General features: G+C 69.1%; 17 protein-coding genes. 7 read left to right on the top strand and 10 right to left on the bottom strand.

What is annotated here, in order from left to right:
• The first annotated feature begins 16 nt into the window (after window positions 1-16).
• On the top strand, window positions 17-481 hold the full coding sequence (locus tag M8A51_RS24800; RefSeq protein WP_251781310.1) for an Lrp/AsnC family transcriptional regulator: 465 nt from the start codon (window positions 17-19) through the stop codon (window positions 479-481).
• A 1-nt stretch (window position 482) separates the two neighbouring features.
• Here M8A51_RS24800 and M8A51_RS24795 read toward each other — a convergent pair whose 3' ends face one another.
• Window positions 483-1,700 carry an MFS transporter gene (locus M8A51_RS24795; RefSeq protein ID WP_251781309.1) on the bottom strand — a complete coding sequence of 406 codons (1,218 nt, stop codon included), beginning with the start codon at window positions 1,698-1,700 and terminating at the stop codon, window positions 483-485.
• A 126-nt stretch (window positions 1,701-1,826) separates the two neighbouring features.
• Here M8A51_RS24795 and M8A51_RS24790 point away from each other — a divergent pair, with 126 nt between their 5' ends.
• The 4 genes from M8A51_RS24790 to M8A51_RS24775 all read left to right on the top strand — a co-directional run bounded on the left by M8A51_RS24790 (window position 1,827) and on the right by M8A51_RS24775 (window position 6,672).
• Window positions 1,827-2,777 carry a LysR substrate-binding domain-containing protein gene (locus M8A51_RS24790; protein ID WP_251781308.1) on the top strand — a complete coding sequence of 317 codons (951 nt, stop codon included), beginning with the start codon at window positions 1,827-1,829 and terminating at the stop codon, window positions 2,775-2,777.
• Window positions 2,778-3,033: 256 nt separating this feature from the next.
• Complete coding sequence (locus M8A51_RS24785) at window positions 3,034-4,701, top strand: ExeA family protein (RefSeq protein WP_251781307.1); 1,668 nt, start codon at window positions 3,034-3,036, stop codon at window positions 4,699-4,701.
• Complete coding sequence (locus M8A51_RS24780; protein WP_251781306.1) at window positions 4,701-5,372, top strand: general secretion pathway protein GspB; 672 nt, start codon at window positions 4,701-4,703, stop codon at window positions 5,370-5,372. Before M8A51_RS24785 ends, M8A51_RS24780 begins: the two co-directional genes overlap by 1 nt.
• 289 nt (window positions 5,373-5,661) lie before the next feature.
• Window positions 5,662-6,672, top strand: a complete 1,011-nt coding sequence (locus M8A51_RS24775; protein ID WP_251781305.1) for a threonine ammonia-lyase — start codon at window positions 5,662-5,664, stop codon at window positions 6,670-6,672.
• On the opposite strand, the gene M8A51_RS24770 is transcribed toward M8A51_RS24775, so the two are convergent.
• Together M8A51_RS24770 and M8A51_RS24765 are read right to left on the bottom strand one after the other, a co-directional pair.
• Window positions 6,633-9,086 (bottom strand): membrane-bound PQQ-dependent dehydrogenase, glucose/quinate/shikimate family, encoded by a 2,454-nt coding sequence (locus tag M8A51_RS24770; protein WP_251781304.1) that lies wholly within the window; start codon window positions 9,084-9,086, stop codon window positions 6,633-6,635. The genes M8A51_RS24775 and M8A51_RS24770 overlap by 40 nt on opposite strands.
• Window positions 9,087-9,167: 81 nt before the next feature.
• Complete coding sequence (locus tag M8A51_RS24765; protein WP_251781303.1) at window positions 9,168-9,494, bottom strand: thioredoxin family protein; 327 nt, start codon at window positions 9,492-9,494, stop codon at window positions 9,168-9,170.
• 215 nt (window positions 9,495-9,709) lie between these two features.
• Between M8A51_RS24765 and M8A51_RS24760 the strand changes: the two genes are divergently transcribed.
• The gene (locus tag M8A51_RS24760) at window positions 9,710-10,972 is read left to right on the top strand and encodes an MFS transporter (protein WP_251781302.1); all 1,263 of its coding nucleotides are present in this window, start codon (window positions 9,710-9,712) and stop codon (window positions 10,970-10,972) included.
• A 136-nt stretch (window positions 10,973-11,108) separates the two neighbouring features.
• Window positions 11,109-11,432 carry a hypothetical protein gene (locus M8A51_RS24755; RefSeq protein ID WP_251781301.1) on the top strand — a complete coding sequence of 108 codons (324 nt, stop codon included), beginning with the start codon at window positions 11,109-11,111 and terminating at the stop codon, window positions 11,430-11,432.
• A gap of 74 nt (window positions 11,433-11,506) precedes the next feature.
• Here M8A51_RS24755 and M8A51_RS24750 read toward each other — a convergent pair whose 3' ends face one another.
• The 7 genes from M8A51_RS24750 to M8A51_RS24720 all read right to left on the bottom strand — a co-directional run.
• Window positions 11,507-12,133: a L,D-transpeptidase gene (locus M8A51_RS24750; protein WP_251781300.1), complete on the bottom strand. Its 627-nt coding sequence runs from the start codon at window positions 12,131-12,133 to the stop codon at window positions 11,507-11,509.
• A gap of 53 nt (window positions 12,134-12,186) precedes the next feature.
• Window positions 12,187-13,209 (bottom strand): phytoene/squalene synthase family protein, encoded by a 1,023-nt coding sequence (locus M8A51_RS24745; protein ID WP_251781299.1) that lies wholly within the window; start codon window positions 13,207-13,209, stop codon window positions 12,187-12,189.
• A 67-nt stretch (window positions 13,210-13,276) separates the two neighbouring features.
• A complete protein-coding gene (locus tag M8A51_RS24740; RefSeq protein ID WP_251781298.1) occupies window positions 13,277-13,714 on the bottom strand; it encodes a hypothetical protein in 438 nt (145 codons plus the stop codon).
• A 26-nt stretch (window positions 13,715-13,740) separates the two neighbouring features.
• On the bottom strand, window positions 13,741-14,352 hold the full coding sequence (locus tag M8A51_RS24735) for a hypothetical protein (RefSeq protein ID WP_251781297.1): 612 nt from the start codon (window positions 14,350-14,352) through the stop codon (window positions 13,741-13,743).
• Between the two features lie 5 nt (window positions 14,353-14,357).
• Window positions 14,358-15,026 carry an AHH domain-containing protein gene (locus M8A51_RS24730; protein ID WP_251781296.1) on the bottom strand — a complete coding sequence of 223 codons (669 nt, stop codon included), beginning with the start codon at window positions 15,024-15,026 and terminating at the stop codon, window positions 14,358-14,360.
• Window positions 15,027-15,076: 50 nt separating this feature from the next.
• Complete coding sequence (locus tag M8A51_RS24725) at window positions 15,077-16,294, bottom strand: hypothetical protein (RefSeq protein ID WP_251781295.1); 1,218 nt, start codon at window positions 16,292-16,294, stop codon at window positions 15,077-15,079.
• Window positions 16,295-16,296: 2 nt separating this feature from the next.
• The coding region (locus tag M8A51_RS24720) for a DUF2345 domain-containing protein (RefSeq protein ID WP_251781294.1) at window positions 16,297-16,987 on the bottom strand (691 nt) is incomplete at its 5' end.

Below are 16,987 nucleotides of genomic sequence, written 5' to 3'. Positions count from 1 at the left end.
ATCACCCTTGCCCACGATGGAATCGAAACCCGACCTGGACGCCAAGGACTGGCGCATCCTCGAAATCCTGCAGCAGGACGCGCGCATCACCTGGGCCGACCTCGGCCGCCAGGTGGGCCTGTCGGCGCCGGCCGTCACTGAGCGCGTGCGCGTGCTCGAAGACCTGGGCGTGATCCAGGGCTATGGGGCGCGCGTCGACCCGCATGCGCTGGGCCTGGAGCTGACTGCGTTGATCCGGCTGCGCACGACGCATGCGCAGATGCGCACCTGTCTCGAGGCCTTCGAGCGCATGGCCCACGTGCTCGAGACGCACCGCGTGACCGGCGAAGACTGCTTCGTGTTGAAGGTGCTGGTCGGCAAGGCCGTGCAGTTGCAGGCCGTGGTCGACGACCTGGCGCGCTATGGCGCCGTGGTCACGTCGGTGGTGCTGTCGTCGACGCCCGTCAAGCCGATCGTGCGCACGCTGGCCCGGCCGGGCTGACTCAGGCCGGCACCGGCATGCGGGGGGACACCAGCTCGCGGTCGTCGATGCCCCAGTGCAGGGCCGCCGCCAGCAGGCCCAGCCCCATTGCGCCGAACCATACGGCGTCGTACGAGCGCGTCACCTCGAACACGTGCCCGCCGAGCCACACGCCGAGGAAGGAGCCGACCTGGTGGCTCAGGAACACGAAGCCGAACAGGGTCGACACATAGCGCACGCCGAAGATCTGCGACACCAGGCCGTTGGTCAGCGGTGCGGTGCCGAGCCACAACAGGCCCATCGCGATCGAGAACGCGTACAACGTGGTGGTGCTCAACGGCAACATCACGAAGGCCGCAATCGCGGCCGTGCGCAGCAGATAGATCAGCGCCAGCAGCCGCTTGCGCCGGTAGGCCGCCCCGAGCGGGCCGCAGGCATACGTGCCGAGCACGTTGGTCAGCGCGATCAGAGCCAGCGCCACCACGCCATCCTGCGGGGTCAGCCCATGGTCGAGCAGATAGGCCGGCATGTGCGACGCGATGAAGGCGAGCTGGAAGCCGCAGGCCAGAAAGCCGAAGTTGAGCAGCCAGAAGCCGCCGTGCCCGAAGGCCTGGCGCAATGCCGTCGACAGCGGCATCGCCGGTGCCGCGCCGGCGGATGCCGAACGGGGTTCCTTCAACGGCAGCGCAAGGGGCAGCAACAGCGCGATGACGAGCGCCATGGCCATCAGCGCCGCGACCCAGCCCATCGCGTCGAGCAGCTCCTGCGTGGCCGGCACCATCGCGAACTGGCCGAAGCCGCCGATCGCCCCTGCGGCGGCCAGCGCCCAGCTGCGGCGCTCCGGCGCGACGATGCGGCTCAAGGCGCCGTAGATGGCGCCGAACGACGTGCCCGACAGCGCGACGCCGATGCACAGTCCCCCGCTGAGCGTGAACTGCAGCGGTGTCTGCGACTGCGCCATCAGCACCAGCCCGACGGCGTACACCAGCACACCGGCCGCGATGACCTTCATCGAGCCGTAGCGGTCGGCCACCATGCCGGTGAAGGGCTGCGCCACGCCCCAGGCCAGGTTCTGCACCGCGATCGCGAAGGCGAAGGTCTCGCGCGACCAGCCGTGGTGCATCGTCACCGGCACCAGGAACAGCCCCTGCACATGGCGCACGCCGAGTGCCATGCCCATGATCAGCCCGCCGGCGACCACCAGCGTCCACGGGTGCGTCCAGAACGATTTGCCCTGCATTCGACCAACTCCTTGCTCGCATTCGCCAAGGTCAAGCGAGAAGTCCTGACCTGCTGCCCCGAATTACACTGTTCATATTGAGACGACTCAAACGATATTTCGGTGCCTTTCACATGAGCTGAAGGAATGTCAGTACCGCTCTCGCAACTCTCCTTCCTCGACCTCGTACGCGGTTTCGTCGCGGTCGGCCGCCGCATGAGCATCACGCTGGCAGCGGAAGATCTGTGCCTCACGCAGTCGGCGGTCAGCCGGCAGGTGCACGCACTGGAGGGGCGGCTGGGTGTCAAGCTGCTGGTGCGCGGCCACCGCTCGATCGCTTTCACGGCCGAGGGCGAGCGGCTGTTCCGCAGTGCCGACGGCGCGGTGCAGCAGCTGCAGGACGTGATCGCCACACTGGTGCCGAAGGACGAGCGCCGCCCGGTGACGCTGTCGGCCAGCATCGGCGTCACCGGCCTGTGGCTGCTGCCGCGGCTGGGCCGCTTCCAGCAGCGTCACCCGGATGTCGATGTGCGGGTCGCAGCGAGCAACCGCGTGGTGGACATGGCTGCGGAGGGCGTCGACCTCGCGATCCGGTATGCCCCCCAGGCGGCCGTCCCCGCCGATGCGATCCGCCTGTTCGGCCAGGTGCGTGCGCCGGTCGCCCACCCCTCGCTCGGGCTGCGCTCGATCGACAGGCCTGCCGTGCTGACCGATCACGTGCTGCTGGAACTCGACGACCCGCCGCCGCAGCGCCCCTGGCTGCACTGGAGCGACTGGATCGCCGCGCGCGGCTGGGGCCGCGCCAAACCGCGCGGTGTGCTGCGCTTCAACCAGTACGACCAGATCATCCATGCGGCGATGGCCGGCCAGGGCATCGCGCTCGGCCGGCTCGAATTGCTGGAGCCGATGCTGGCCGACGGGCGGTTGGTCGCGCTGGCGGCGCCCGAGGAAAGCCCGACGCCGGGGCACGCTTACTGGCTGCTGGCCCCGGCCCGGCCATGGAGCCCGGAGGTCAGCGCGCTGGTCGAGTGGGTCCGGGCAGAGGCCGCCCCGCCTGCACGGCCGCGCCGCGCCAGACAGCGCCGGCTGCGCACTTGACGCTCGCTGCTGCCCGGTGAAGGCTCAGGCCCCCGGGGTGCGCTTGAAAAGCTTGACCAGGCGCATCAGCCTTCCTGCCGACGGCTCGGGGACCGGTCACGCGCCTCTCCCCGGCGCCGTCGTAGGCGAACGGGCTCCGGCGGGCGGCCTCGGAACCGGGGGCGGCAACAGGCGCGGCGGTCCGGCTCCCGCGGGATGCGATTTCCGCGGCTCGGTGGACGCTGTACTAGACTGCAGCCCTGCCCCAACTGCTGTCATGTACGCGAAGTTCTTCGGTCTCAGGCAAGAGCCTTTCTCGATCGCGCCCGATCCGCGCTACCTCTTCATGAGCGAGCGGCACCGCGAGGCGCTGGCGCATCTGCTCTACGGCGTGCGCGGCGGTGGCGGTTTCGTGCTGCTGAGTGGCGAGATCGGCGCGGGCAAGACCACCGTGTGCCGGTGCTTCCTCGAGAAGATGCCCAAGCGCTGCAACGTGGCCTACATCTTCAACCCGAAGCTCACGGTGGAGGAGTTGCTGCGGGCGGTGTGCGAGGAGTTCCGCATCCCGCCGCTCGACCGCGGGCACGGCACACCGACCGTGAAGGACTACGTCGACGCGCTCAACGAGTTCCTGCTGCGCACGCACGCCGTCGGCCAGAACAACGTGCTGATCATCGACGAGGCGCAGAACCTGTCAGCCGACGTGCTCGAACAGCTGCGCCTGCTGACCAACCTCGAAACCAGCGAACGCAAGCTGCTGCAGATCATCCTGATCGGCCAGCCCGAGCTGCGCACGATGCTGGCGCGGCCCGAGCTGGAGCAACTGGCGCAGCGCGTCATTGCCCGCTTCCACCTCGAGGCGCTGTCCGAGTCCGAGACCGAGCAGTACATTCGCCACCGCCTGGCCGTGGCCGGCATGACCCGCGCGGTGCCCTTCGAGCGCGGCGCGCTCAAGCGCATCCACGAGCTGTCGCGCGGTGTCCCCAGGCGCATCAACCTGCTGTGCGACCGCGCGCTGCTGGGCGCGTATGCCAGCGGCAAGACGCGGGTCGACGACGAGATCATCGCCAAAGCCGCCAGCGAGGTGTTCGACAAGGGCGAAGCGATACCGGCCGAGCGCTCGCGCCGCCGGGTCGCGCTGGCTGGGGGCGCCGTCGGCCTGCTGGCCGGCGCGGCATTGGCGGCGGCGGCCGGCTTCGCCGTCGTCGGACGGGACCCTGGGCTGGCTCCGGCGGTGGCCGCCGGCCCGTCCTTCGCAGGCCGGGTGACAGAACCGCCGGCGAGTGCTGCGTCTGCAGTGCCCGCGGCAGCGCCCGCCCTGGCCGCCAGCGAAGCCGTGACGATGGCAGCCGAGGACGAACTGCCGCCGCCCGGCACCTTCAAGACGTTGATCGCGGACGACAAGCAGGCCTGGCGCGAGCTGGCCGCCGAATGGGAGCTGGCGCTCGGCGACGGCGACCCCTGCCAGGCCGCGCAGCGGCAGCAGGTGCACTGCTTCAGAAGCAGCCGCAGCAGCCTGGCACAGATTCGGCTGCTCGGGCGTCCCGGCATCCTGACGCTCAACGACGGCAGCCCGGCCGGCGGGCACGCGCTACTGACCCGGCTCGCCGGCGACAACGCCGTGCTGCGTGTGGGCGACGTCGCCCACACCGTGCCGCTGGCCGCGCTGGCGCAGGTATGGCGCGGCGACTTCGCGACCTTCTGGCGGGCACCGCCCGGCTACGACAACAAGGCGGTGGCAGAGACCGGTCCGGTCGCCGAATGGCTTGCGAAACAGCTCGCGCAGTTGCCCGGGCAGCCGAGCGACGGGCCGCTGCGCGCGCGCATCCACGCGTTCCAGCTGTCGCAGGGGCTCGAGGCCGACGGCCTGGCGGGCCCGGTCACCTTCATGCAGCTCAACCGTGCCACCGGCGTCGACGAACCGCGCCTGCAGGGAGCGAACTGATGTCCTACATCCTCGACGCGCTGCGGCGCGCCGATTCCGAACGCGAGCGCGGCTCGGTGCCGGGGCTGCACACCCAGCCGGTGCCGCCGGGCTCGGCCCACACCCGCACCACGGCCTCGTCACGCCCCTGGGCCTGGATCGCCGTGGGCATCTCGCTGGGTCTGCTGATCCCGCTCGCATGGCTGGCGTTGGGCCGCGAGACGCCGCACGCCACCGTGGCGCTGGCGCCTCCCGCGCCGACGCCTGCTCCGGCGGTCGCCGCCCCGCCTTCCCTGCCGGCGGACCCGCCCCCTGCGCCGGTGCCGCCAGTCGTGGTGACACCGCCCACCGCCCCCCCGGTGGTCGAGCGCGCGGCGCCATCCCCGCCCCCGCCCTCGCCGGCGCCCGCCCCCGTCGCCGTCGCCGCCGCCGTGGCGCCGCCGCCCGTGCCTGCGGCCGGCAGCCGCATCCATACCCCAAGCGAGCTGCCCGACGATGTGCGTCGCAGCCTGCCGGCCCTGTCGGTCGGCGGGTCGGTCTATTCGTCGAACCCGTCCGACCGGGTGCTGATTCTCAACGGGCGACCGTTCCGCGAAGGCGACCAGCCGACGCCGGACCTGACGCTGGAGGAGATCCGGCTGAAGAGCGCGGTGCTGCGCTTCCGGAACTACCGCTACGCGATCTCCTACTGAATGAAGCCGGCGCGGCTTGCCGGCAGCCGCGCGGCTGTGCCATCATTGCCCGCGTGACGCACCCGTGCCTGCCTTCCACCGACACCGCGGCCCCGACGGGATGCGCGGCATGGGTGCGCAGCGGTGGTGTCGACCTGCCCCCTCTTTCGCTCTCCATTCGCCCGATTCGAATTCGACAGGATCGTTGAGCTGCGGCCTCGGCCGGTGCTCGGCGGTCCCGCTCGGACGCCTGCGTGCGCGCCCACTGCGGCGCGCCCCGAATCGAATGCCTCGCTCAAGGAGAGCCCCCATGTCTTCCGCCGTGCTGGACGCCCCTGCGTCCACCTACCCTACCCTGCATGACGTCTGGCAGACGGCCGCCCGCCTGGCCGGCCGCGTCCTCGAAACCCCGGTCTGGCGCTGGCAGACCGGCGTCGTGCACGACCGACTGCCCCCCGACACCGAGGTGTGGCTCAAGCTGGAGCTGTTCCAGCGCACCGGCAGCTTCAAGCTGCGCGGCGCGCTGAATGCACTGGCGTCGCTCGATGCCGCCGCATTGCAACGCGGTGTGGTGGCCGCCAGCGCCGGCAACCACGCGATGACGGTGGCGCACGCGGCGCGCGCGGTCGGCACCCGCGCCGCCGTGTGCATGCCGCGCCACGCCAGCCCGATGCGTATCGCCGCGTGCCGCGCCGACGGCGCTCAGGTGATGCTGACCGACACCGTGCACGAAGCCTTCGCACTCGCGCAGCAGCTGGTGACCGACGAAGGCCGCACGATGATCCACCCGTTCGATGGCCCGCGCACCGCCGAAGGCACGGCCACCGTGGGTCTCGAATTGCTGCAGCAGGTGCCCGACCTCGACGCGGTGGTCGTGCCGGTGGGCGGCGGCGGCCTGTGTGCCGGCATCGCCGCTGCAGTCAAGCAGCTGCGGCCATCGTGCGAGGTGTATGGCGTCGAGCCCTACGGCGCCGACGCGATGTACCGCAGCTTCGAGGCCGGCGAGCCGGTGCGGCTGGAGCGCGTCGACACGGTGGCCGACAGCCTCGGCGCGCCCTATGCGCTGCCGTACAGCTATGGCGTGTGCCGGCGTTTCGTCGACGCCATCGTGCGCGTCTCGGACGACGAGCTGTGCCGCGCGATGCACCACCTGTTCCGCGACATGAAGCTGGTGGCCGAGCCGGCCGCGGCAGCTGCAACGGCCGCGCTGCTCGGCCCACTGCGCACACGGCTCGAAGGCCGGCGTGTCGGCCTGATCGTCTGCGGCTCCAACATCGACGCTCAGCGCTTCTCCGAGCTGCTCGCACGCGGCAGCGCATAGGCGATCACGTCGTCGCCGGCTTTCGTGCCCAGCGAGCCGTGGCCGCCGGCGGCGACCAGCAGGTATTGCCGGCCGTCTTCGCCCTGGTAGGTCATCGGCGTCGCCTGACCGCCGGCCGGCAGGCGGCTGCGCCACAGCTCCTCGCCGGTCGCGAGGTCGTAGCCGCGCACGTAATAGTCGAGCGTGCCGGACAGAAAGGCCACGCCGCCGGCCGTCACGATCGGACCGCCGAGGTTGGGCACGCCCATGCGGAACGGCAGCGGCAGCGGCGAGCTGTCGCGCACGGTGCCGTTGCGATGCTGCCAGATGATCCGCCCGGTGCGCAGGTCGGCCAGTGCGACGTAACCCCAGGGCGGCGCCTGGCACGGCAGCCCCAGCGGCGACGTGAAGGCGCCCAGCTTGACGGCGAACGGTGCGCCGAAGTTCTCGTTCAGCGACGGCAGGTGCTCGTCGGGCTGCTCGCCCCCCTGCACGTAGAGCGAGGTGTCGTCCTGGCGCGGCACCAGCTGCGACGTGAAGGCGAGGTAGGTTGGCGTCGCGAAGGCCACTTGCCGCTGCGGATCGACCGCGATGCCGCCCCAATTGAAGACCCCGAAATTGCCGGGGTAGATCAGCGAGCCCTTCGTCGTCGGCGGCGTGTAGCGGCCTTCGTAGCGCAGGCGGTGGAAGGCGATGCGGCAGTACATCTGGTCGAACAGCGTCGCGCCCCACATGTCGCGCCCGCTCAGCGGCGGCGGGTCGAACGAAAGCGCCGACACCGGCTGGGTCGGCGCGGTGTGATCGCCCTCGGCAGCGCCCTGAGGTGCCGGCACCTCCTTGACCGGCAGCACCGGTTGGCCGGTGCGGCGGTCGAGCACGAACACTTCGCCCTGCTTGGTCGGCTGCACCAGCGCCGGCACACGCTTGCCGCCGATCGTGAGGTCGACCAGGCTCGGCTGCGACGGCACGTCGTAGTCCCAGAGGTCGTGATGGACCGTCTGGAAATGCCAGCGCACGCGCCCGGTCTCGAGCTCGAGCGCCACCACCGACGACGAATAGCGCTCGACTGCCTCGCTGCGCCGGCCGCCCCACTGGTCGGGCGGCTGGTTGCCCAACGGCACGTAGACCAATCCCAGCTCGGTGTCGACGCTGGAGATCGACCAGCTGTTCGGCGAACTCGGCGTGTAGGTCGCACCGGGTGCGATCGGTGCGGTGGCGTCCGGGTTGCCGGCGTCCCAATTCCAGACCAGGGCCCCGGTGCGCACATCAAAGGCACGGATGACACCCGACGGCTCGTGGGTGCTGACGTTGTCCAGCACCGTGCCGCCCACGACGATCACCCGGTCGGTGACGACCACCGGCGAGGTCGAGTAGTAGCCGCCCGCGCGCTTGTTCGGCATGTGGGCCCACAGGTCGATCTGCCCGGTGCCGCCGCCGAAGCTGCGGCAGACCTGCCCGTTGTCGGGGTTCAGGGCGATCAGCCGGCCGTCGGCCGTCGGCATGAACAGCTTCGCCGGGCAATCGTCGGTGGCCGGTCCCTCCCGGGCCGCCACCGGTTGCGAACCCGTGCCCACCGGTTCGCGTGTCGTCGGCGCCGGTGCGCCCGCCGCGGCACCGGGCGGCAGGTAGGACAGGCCGCGGCAGGTCAGGTGTTGCAGCGCCAGCTGGCCTTCGATCTTGGGGTCGTAGCGCCACAGCTCGGCGCCCGTGGTCGCGTCGAGCGCCACCACCCGCTGGTGCGGCGTGCACAGGAACAGCCGGTTGCCGACCTTCAGCGGCGTCACCTCGAAGGTCGTCTCCTGCGGGTCGCCGGGCTGCCCGCGGACGTCGCCCGTCTGGTAGTGCCAGGCCACCTCGAGCCGTGCCACGTTGCCCGGTGTGATCTGCGCCAGCGGCGAATAGCGCTGGCCGTGCCCCGTGCGGCCGTAGGCGTGCCATTCGCCGGGCGGCACCCTGCCGTCCGCCGGCTCGGCGGTGGCAGCGGCCTGCGGCAGCACCCCCTCGACATCGTGCGGATCGGCCAGCCACGACACCGCCGCGACGCCGCCGAAAGCCAGCAGCGCCAGTCCCAGCGCCAGCCGTCCGCCCTGCATCGCGGCCGGTTCGAGATGGCGCGTGACCCAAGGTGACAGCAGCAGCAGACCGAGCAGGAACGGGACGTCCCCGCGAATCGCGATCGGCCACCAGTCGAGTCCCGCTTCCCACAACGCCCACAGCAGCGTGCCCGCGACGGTGGCGGCAAACACCCACAGCGCGTGCGAGCTGCGCTCCATCAGCAGCCGGCCGGTCAGCAAGAAGGCCAGGCCGGCGATGAGGTAGTACCACGAGCCGCCCAGCGCGATCAGCCAGGCACCGCCGATGCCGAGCACCAGGCCCATGGCGACGACGAGCAGGCAGATCAGCAGCAGTACGGGCGATGGACTCGATCGAAGCATGGAGGGTCCCCTGCAGAGCGCATGACGCGCCATGCCGGGCAAACGCGGTTCCCGCCGGCGCGTGGGCGCCGGGGCCTCCGATCAGGCCTGGATGCGCTGCAGCGCCTGCTCGATCGAGCGGGCGTCGCTGGGCCTGACGAGGCGTTCGACCTCCTGCCCGTCACGCAGGAACACCAGCGTGGGCCAGAGCTTGACACCGTACGACCGCCCCAGCGGCCGGCCCTTGCCGTCCTCGATTTTCAGGTGGCTGGCGGCAACGTTCCGCGTGAAGGCGCGCTCGATCAGCGGCTGCGCGGCCTGGCAGTAACCGCACCAGGGGGCCCCGAACTCGAGGACGAGAGCGCCCTGGGTGGCGTCGATCTCGGCGCGTGTCGGTTCGATCGGCTCGAAGCGGGTGGTCATCGGCATGGCGTGTACTCGTGGCGTGAAAGCAGGTCTGCGGCTTCTTTTGCCGAGCGGGCAATTTGCGGGCCGAACCGCGGACCGCGCAGGCAGCGGCATGATCTGCGCGAGCGTACCGCTCGCACTACGGATCTTCGGGGCCGGCCCGGCCGCTGGGTGCTTGACTTCAAGCAAGCTTCAGCTTCTATGCTTGCGTTCGTTCTTCACTTCGCACCCTCCCCATGAAACATCTTTCGCCCGCCGCCCGTGAACGCACGCTGCTGCTGACACTGGCGGGCATCCAGTTCACCCACATTGTCGACTTCATGGTGATGATGCCGCTGGGGCCGCAGTTCACGCGGCTGTTCGGCATCAGCGACGCGCAGTTCGGCTTGCTGGTGTCGGCCTATACGCTGGCGGCCGGTGCTGCCGGGCTCGGCGCCACCGGCTTCATCGACCGCTTCGAGCGCAAGACCCTGCTGCTGTGGGCCTACCTCGCCTTCGGCATCGCCACGCTGGCCTGCGGCCTGGCCGACAGCTACGCCATGTTGATGGCCGCACGCATCGCCGCCGGCCTGTTCGGCGGCCTGATCGGCACGTTGGTGCAGACCATCGTCGGCGACGCCATTCCCTTCGAGCGGCGCGGGCGCGCCATGGGCGTCGTGATGGCCTCGTTCTCGCTCGCCACCGTGGCGGGCGTGCCGGCCTCGCTGTGGCTGGCGCAGGCGTTCGGCTGGCACGGCACCTTCATCGCCATCGCGGTGGCGAGCTTCGCGATCGCAGCGCTCGGCCTGCGCACGCTGCCGCGGATCGACGCGCACCTGCACGCAGGCGTCGGGTCGCGCTGGTCTGCGCTGGCCGCCGTGCTGCGCGAGCCCAACCACTGGCGCGCCTTCGGGCTGAGCGCGCTGGTGATGTCGGCCGGCTTCACGACCATCCCGTTCCTGACCATCTACATGACGTCGAACGTCGGCATCGCGCTCGATGACGTGCCGCTGGTCTACCTCGCCGGCGGCGTGGCCACGCTGTTCACCGCACGCTGGATCGGCGTGCTGGCCGACCGCTGGGGCAAGGTGCGCACCTTCCGCTTCGTGGCTGCCGGCTCCATCGTGCCGTTGCTGCTCGCCACGTCGCTGGGAGCCGTGCCGTTGTGGGTGCTGCTGATCGTCACCACGCTGTTCTTCGTGCTGGTGTCGGGCCGCATGGTGCCGGCGATGGCGCTGGTCACCCAGGCCACCGTGCCTGCACTGCGCGGCACGTTCATGAGCCTGAACAGCTGCGTGCAGTCGGTCGCGATGGGCGTCGCATCGCTGATCGGCGGCCTGTTGATCTCGCGCGACGCTGCCGGGCGCGTGGAGGGCTACATGCACAACGGCTGGTTGGCGGTGGCCATGACGCTGCTGATGCTGTGGTGGGTCGGGCGGCTGCGCACCGAGCCCTCCGGCGCACCGGTTGCATGGACCGCAGACGGCGGCAAGGCTGCGCCGGGAACCGTCGCCGACTGACGACAGGGAAACGGCGCGGGCATGTCGGTTGCCCTTACACCGTGCCGAGACTCCGGCGCATGGCAGCCGCCTCAGGATCGCTGCCGCGTGGTCGGAGGGGCTCGTCTTTCACCCATCCGTCTTAGGAGATCCATCCATGAAGACCATCACCAAAAGCGTCGCCGCTGCGGCAGCCCTTGCCACCGCACTGGGCGTTGCCTATGCCCAGTCCGGCAACGCCGGCGGCACCACCAGCGGTGCGCCCAGCTCCCAGGGCACCACGCCGGACGCAGCGGCCCCTGCCCAATCGGGCACGGTGAACCCGGGCGCCGCGCCTTCAGCTGCGCCCGCCGCCACGCCCCAAGGCCGGGCCATGGGCAACGAGGCAGGAAGCGGCACCACCACCGGTACCGCGGACAGCGCCACTCTGAATCAGGACGCGGCGACAGGGGAACGCGCGGCACGCGCCGATCGGAACTGACGCGCTGTTCCCGGCGGTCTTGCGGCCGCCGGTATCGACACGAGGAACCGGGCCCGGCGCCCGGTTCCTGTTTTTCACCGGGTGAAGGCGAACACCTGGTGCAGCGGCCGCGTTTCGGGCAGCACGTAGACCACGCCGTGCCGGCCGTCGAAGCTGGGCTTCAGCACACCGTCGTAGAACGCCGGCGGCACGTTGATGCAGCCATACGAGATGCGGTTGTCGGTCGGTGTGGGCGTGGCCAGCCGTTGTTGCCGCCGCTCCTTCGGGTGGACGGGGCGCAGGCGGTGCATCGACACGGCAGCGTCGTAGTCGACCCAGATGATGTCCTCGCCCTTCAGATTGCGGCCATGCTCGGCGACGAAGCGGCCGGCCGGCGTGGTGCGCTCGTGCGCGCGGATCTCGGACATCTTGCGCTGTCCGATGCCCGGCACCGAATCGTCGCCCTTGGCCAGGCCCAGCAGCACCGGCGCGGCCCCTTGCAGCCGCCCCTGCGCGTCGAACACATACAGGCGTGCACCGACCTTGTCGAGGATCGCGAACGGCAGGCCGTTCGGGTCGTTCGTCCTCACCGCAGCCTCGGCCACCGTGCGCACGGTGCCCGCCGGCTGCACTTCGCCGAAGTCGGCCTCGGCAAAGGCGGCCGGCACGGCCACGCACGACGCCAGCATGCCGGCGAGCATGATCTTGCGGGGAATACTCATCTGCGGGCCGCTCCTGATCGGGCGCGCGGCGCCACGGGGCCGCGCACCACCGGTCAGCAAACGGAGTGCCCGGCGCAGGCCGCTTCAGCGTCCCGAAAGGCCCCGTCGAGCCAGCGCGACAAGGCCGCGTTGGACAGCACGGCCGGGATCGAACGCGCAACGATGCGGTAGACCTCGCCGCGGCCGACCTTGCTGCGCCGGGCCGGGTCGGGCCAGTGCGCGTTGCGGCCCAGTTCACGCAGCGTCGCCAGGCCGATCAGCAGCGGCCACAGCGAAGCCAGGCGCAAGCGCACGCAAGACCGCGGGATCGCCAGCACGTAGGCTGTGCCCTGCCGGTAGCGGTCCAGCGCGAGCCGCAACAGCGGCGCCCGGGCCGTCAGTGCGTCGTCGCGGCGCAGCGGCCGGCCCGCCACGGCCGCCGGCATCAGCGGCAGCGGCAGGTAGCAACGCCCCGCCGCGAGGTCGTCGCCGCAGTCGCGCAGCACATTGGTCAGCTGCAGCGCCCGGCCGTAGTCGATGCCGCGTGCCGCCATCTGGGGCGCGTTCCAATGCCGCAGCGCGGGGCTGTGGCGCATCGCCATCTCGGTCCAGAACTCACCGACGCAGCCGGCCACGAGGTAGGTGTAGCGGTCCAGTTCGTCGGTGGACGCCAACGCGATCGGCGCTTGCGCCGTGGCGCCGGCAAAGTGCTGCAGGTCGAAGCTCATGCCATCGATCAGGGTCGACACCACGCGGCGCACCGCGGCAGCATCGACCGGGTCGAGCCGCTGCAGCAACTGCAGCGCGGCGGGCATCGCTTCGAGCAGCGTGCGCTCGTCCGGGTTCAGTGCAGCAGTCACGTCGATGACCGCCGCTTCGTCGCCGGCGATACGCTCTCGCAGCGCCGTCAGCCGGGCCAGGCGTTCGCTCTCGCTGGTGCCCTGCGTGTCGGCGATGGTGTCCGCGGCCCGCGCCAGCAGGTAGGCCAGGCTCACCGGCACGCGCAGCCCCGGCGGCAGCACGCGCAGGCTGAGATAGAAGGAACGGGACACCCGTTTCAACAGGTGGCCCAGGAGGGCGTCGGTGCGGTCGGTCATGGCAGGCGAGAAAGCCGGGCGCATTCTCGCCGATGGGCGGCTGGCTCTGCCTTCCCGCCCTCTACACCTATCCGCGCCGGTAGTTCTCAAAAAACTGCCGGCTCTCCGTCCCCTTGGCGATGGCCGCGAACATGTCGACATCTTCAGGTTCGGTATCGTATGGATTCGTTCCCAACCCTTCTCTCTCCGGGTAGTGCGTGCTCAAAACCAGTCGTGAGTCGTCGAACAGCGCAAAGCGGTGAATTCTGGTGGCCTTGTCCAGTTCGACATGTCCTCGGGTCACCCCGAAGCGTCCCAGAACCCTGATGTCATCGCCAAAGAACACCGGGCCTTCGGGCGTGGCATAGACACCGAAGAAGCGGTCTCCCACCCGTGTGAACATGCCGAAAGTTCTTTGCACCCCGGCACGCTCCACCTCCTCGCGAGAGACTAAACGGGAAGCACCGGTATCAACGTCGTACTCCAGCGTCTCCTTGTAGGTGTCGTAGCTCCGCAAGTAGATCATGCTGCTGTGATCCGGGGGCAGCGCACTCAGTACTCAGAGATCTTCGTCAGCACCAAGCTTGTGTTCAGCGCAGAAGTGAAGTGCTTCGTCATCGTCGTGTGGCAGACGATATACCCGTCTTGCGTGCCGCCCATCTTGAACAGCAAACGTTGTTCGAGGGGCACCTTGTCGAGCACGTCCGCATCCAGGCTGTAGCTATAGACGCTGTAGAGCTTCGCGCCTCCCACCACCAGAGGGGTGGCTTTGTAGTCGGATGACTTTCGATCCCAGCAGTCGAAGGTCTGCGTGAACGTCATGTACCAAAAGTCCTCATGCCACTTATCGTCTTCGTCGATGTAGACCGTGGGATGCATGGACAGATGGGGTATGTTGATACCAAGCAATGCATCCCGAATCTTGGTTCGCACGACAAGATTGGCGCCGGAGAACAACACGTCTGGAACCGGTCGAAGCGGACTCAAGCGGCGGCGGCGCTGCGCGTCGTGAGCGCCGTTTCGAAAGACAAGCGGCGGAGACCCGACTGGCTGCGCCTCGAATCGGAAAGTCCGGTCTTCTGTATTGGCGTCGGGGAGCAACGCAGGCAGTTGCTCGTTCTCGGCTTCTTCAATGAAGAAGTACTCTTCGTCGTAGTTGCGCATAGCCTTTACTTTCTTGTCCGAAGTCGATACCGACCGTCACTGACAAACTTGATGTCTTCTTTCTTCTGCTTTGGGCCTTGCTTGCCAAGATGGTTGCGGCCAACAGGGCAGTGACCAACATGAACGGCACCGACGTTGTCAACGCCCCCACATCCGATCGGGCTACCGGGCGCGAAGTGCTTGGCAATCGTAGTCAAAGGCGCTTTCGTCGGTTTGTACTGAATCAGCTCTAGCACCTCTGTGCTCATGTCATCCAGCTTTTTGGGAATGAGGTGTGCTTCGTCCTTGCCGACACACTCTTTTCGAAGGTGTGGATCGAGTTCCTGAATCTTCCTCGACACCATCTTGTGGTAGGTCAAAGGTTCGTCGTCGTCGTCGTAGTCGTTCTCAGGATCTGCGACAGCGGTATGGTTCCCTCGATGAGGCTGGATCCCCAAATGACAGGCGCCTTGCAGCGTACAAGGGATGAAAGCCAGGTTGGAGAGGGAGTTGATGTCATAACCGCACTTCTCGATCTTCCTTCCCAAGCCGGAAAGCTTGACGCCCTCCGCGGAAAGCACGTGATGCGCTTGCATTCGAATGCCATGAAAGCGCGGGTGATCCCTGTCCCGCTCCGTGTGGCTCTTCATATTCGCCAAGTACACGCTGTTCTTGGCCGTGTTGCCGATCTTCATCGCGAAACGTATCCCTGCTTACTTTTTGACGATTCGGTTGTAGTCGACATTTACCGATACACCACGGTCCCCGGCCGATGCCGCGGTGTGCTGTGCTTCGTACTGCCGCAGATGCGGCAGCGCTTGTCGCGCTTGATGCTTTCGCGCTTGGCCAGCACGGTGGTTTTCGTGTTGCCGCGCAGCACCAGGCCCTTGCTGCGCGCCCGCACGAGCTTTTCGCCGAGTGCATGCAGGTCGTCGACAGCACGGGAGAAGTCTTCGAGCAGCCGCACAAAGGCGCTCACCGCGGCCTGCGCGCGCCGGATCTTGGCGCCTGCGGTGGCGGCCTTCGCGCCTGCCGCTGCAAAGCGCGCGGTCAGCATGCCGATGCGCGCGGCCACGCCGGCGCCCAGGCTCAGCAGCGCCGTCACCAGCAGCAACACGACTTCGATGGCGACATACGCACCGCCCTTGCCGGCGGTGTAGGCATAGAAGTTGGGCGGAATGGCCTCGACCGCGAGGCCCACATAGGCCAGGTAGCCCAGCGCGCTGTCGTGGTCGGCGATCAGCTCCAGCACGATGGCGAAGTTGGGATCGTTGCGGATCGCCTTCGCCAGCTCGGGGTCGATGTCCATCAGCACCGTGTCGACGAAAGCCTGCACCGGCTTGGGGTCGCCGCCGGCGATCAGCGTGGGCAGGTTGGCGATGGCTTCGCGGTGCCGGTAGATCTTCTTCGCCTTGTCGGCGGTGTTCAGCACCGACTGCGCGCCGTCTCTCACGGCGGCGCCTGCGGCTTCCAGGCGCGCGATGCGGTCGTCGATCTGCTCTTCGATGCCCCGCTGCCACCACGCCCAGTTGTAGAGCGTGTCGTCGGGGTTCTCGATGTGCCTGTTGAGCTCGTCGCGCAGGCTCTCGTATCTCTGCTTGCTGTAGGTGGCCAGCCGGTCATAGCTGGTGCCGGCGAATTCCTTGACGTCGCGGCCCAGCTTGACCCAGGTGTCCTTCTCGAACAGCTCGGCCTGGTCGTTCAGCCAGTCGGCGCCGCCCTGGTTCCAGCCTTCGCGGGCGGCCGTGATGAAAGCCATCGTGGGGCCTTCGTCCCACTGCTGTTGGAACTCGGCCATGTGGTCCGTCAGGTTGAGATACGCCGCGTGCAGGCGGTGCACGATGGCGTCGCGGTCTTCGACGATCTCCTGCTCGGTCACGTCGGGCCGGGCAACGGCGAGAACGGCGCCGTCCTGGGACGCGAGGACGCGCCGGGTTTCTGTCGTAGGGGGGGTGTCTGGCATGGTCATTTGAGCGGGTTGACGGCGGCGGATTCGCTGACGGTCTGGCCGGCCACGTCGAGCTTGAGGTGATCCAGCGGCCAGCGTGTGTTCCAGGCGTCGTCGTAGCTGGCCTCGATGTCGACCCAGGACATGTCCTCCTTGGGCATCAAGGGCAGCACGTAGCTCTGCCGCCCCGGCCCGCTGAAACTCTTCTTGCCGGCCTGCACGGTGATCTTGCCGGGGCACTGGGTGACGATGCCGCCGGCGTCGAGGGTGAGGCTGGCGCCGCCTGCCGTGCTGAGCACGATGCGCTGGGCCGCGGCCCAGTCGATGTGCGCGGCCTTGCTTTTCACGTCGACCAGTTGCCTGGCCGCCAGTTGCATCGGCCCGGCCTGCGCCTGCACGTCGACGTCGCCTTGTGCGGCGATCACCGTCAGTCCGGTGCCTGCCGCCTCGCTGCCCGGCCCGATGGCCCCGGCCAGCACGCCGATGGCCTGGCCGGTGTGCAGCCGGGCCTGCCCGCCGATGGCCTGGTGCAGGTCCTGCCCGGCCGCGGTGTGCACGATCTCGCCGGCGGCCACGTGGAGGTCCTGCCCCGCGGTGAGCCCGAAGCCGGCCTTGGCGCTGATCGCGATCACCGGGTCGGTGGTGTGCGGCAGCTTGTCGTCTTGCGCGGCGGTGTGCTTTTGGGCCGCATCGGCCTGGGCGGGCTCG

Source organism: Caldimonas mangrovi, assembly GCF_023721835.1.
Taxonomy (GTDB): domain Bacteria; phylum Pseudomonadota; class Gammaproteobacteria; order Burkholderiales; family Burkholderiaceae_C; genus Caldimonas; species Caldimonas mangrovi.
Note: the sequence above shows the minus strand (reverse complement) of the source record. Positions and strands in the feature narration are given on the sequence as shown.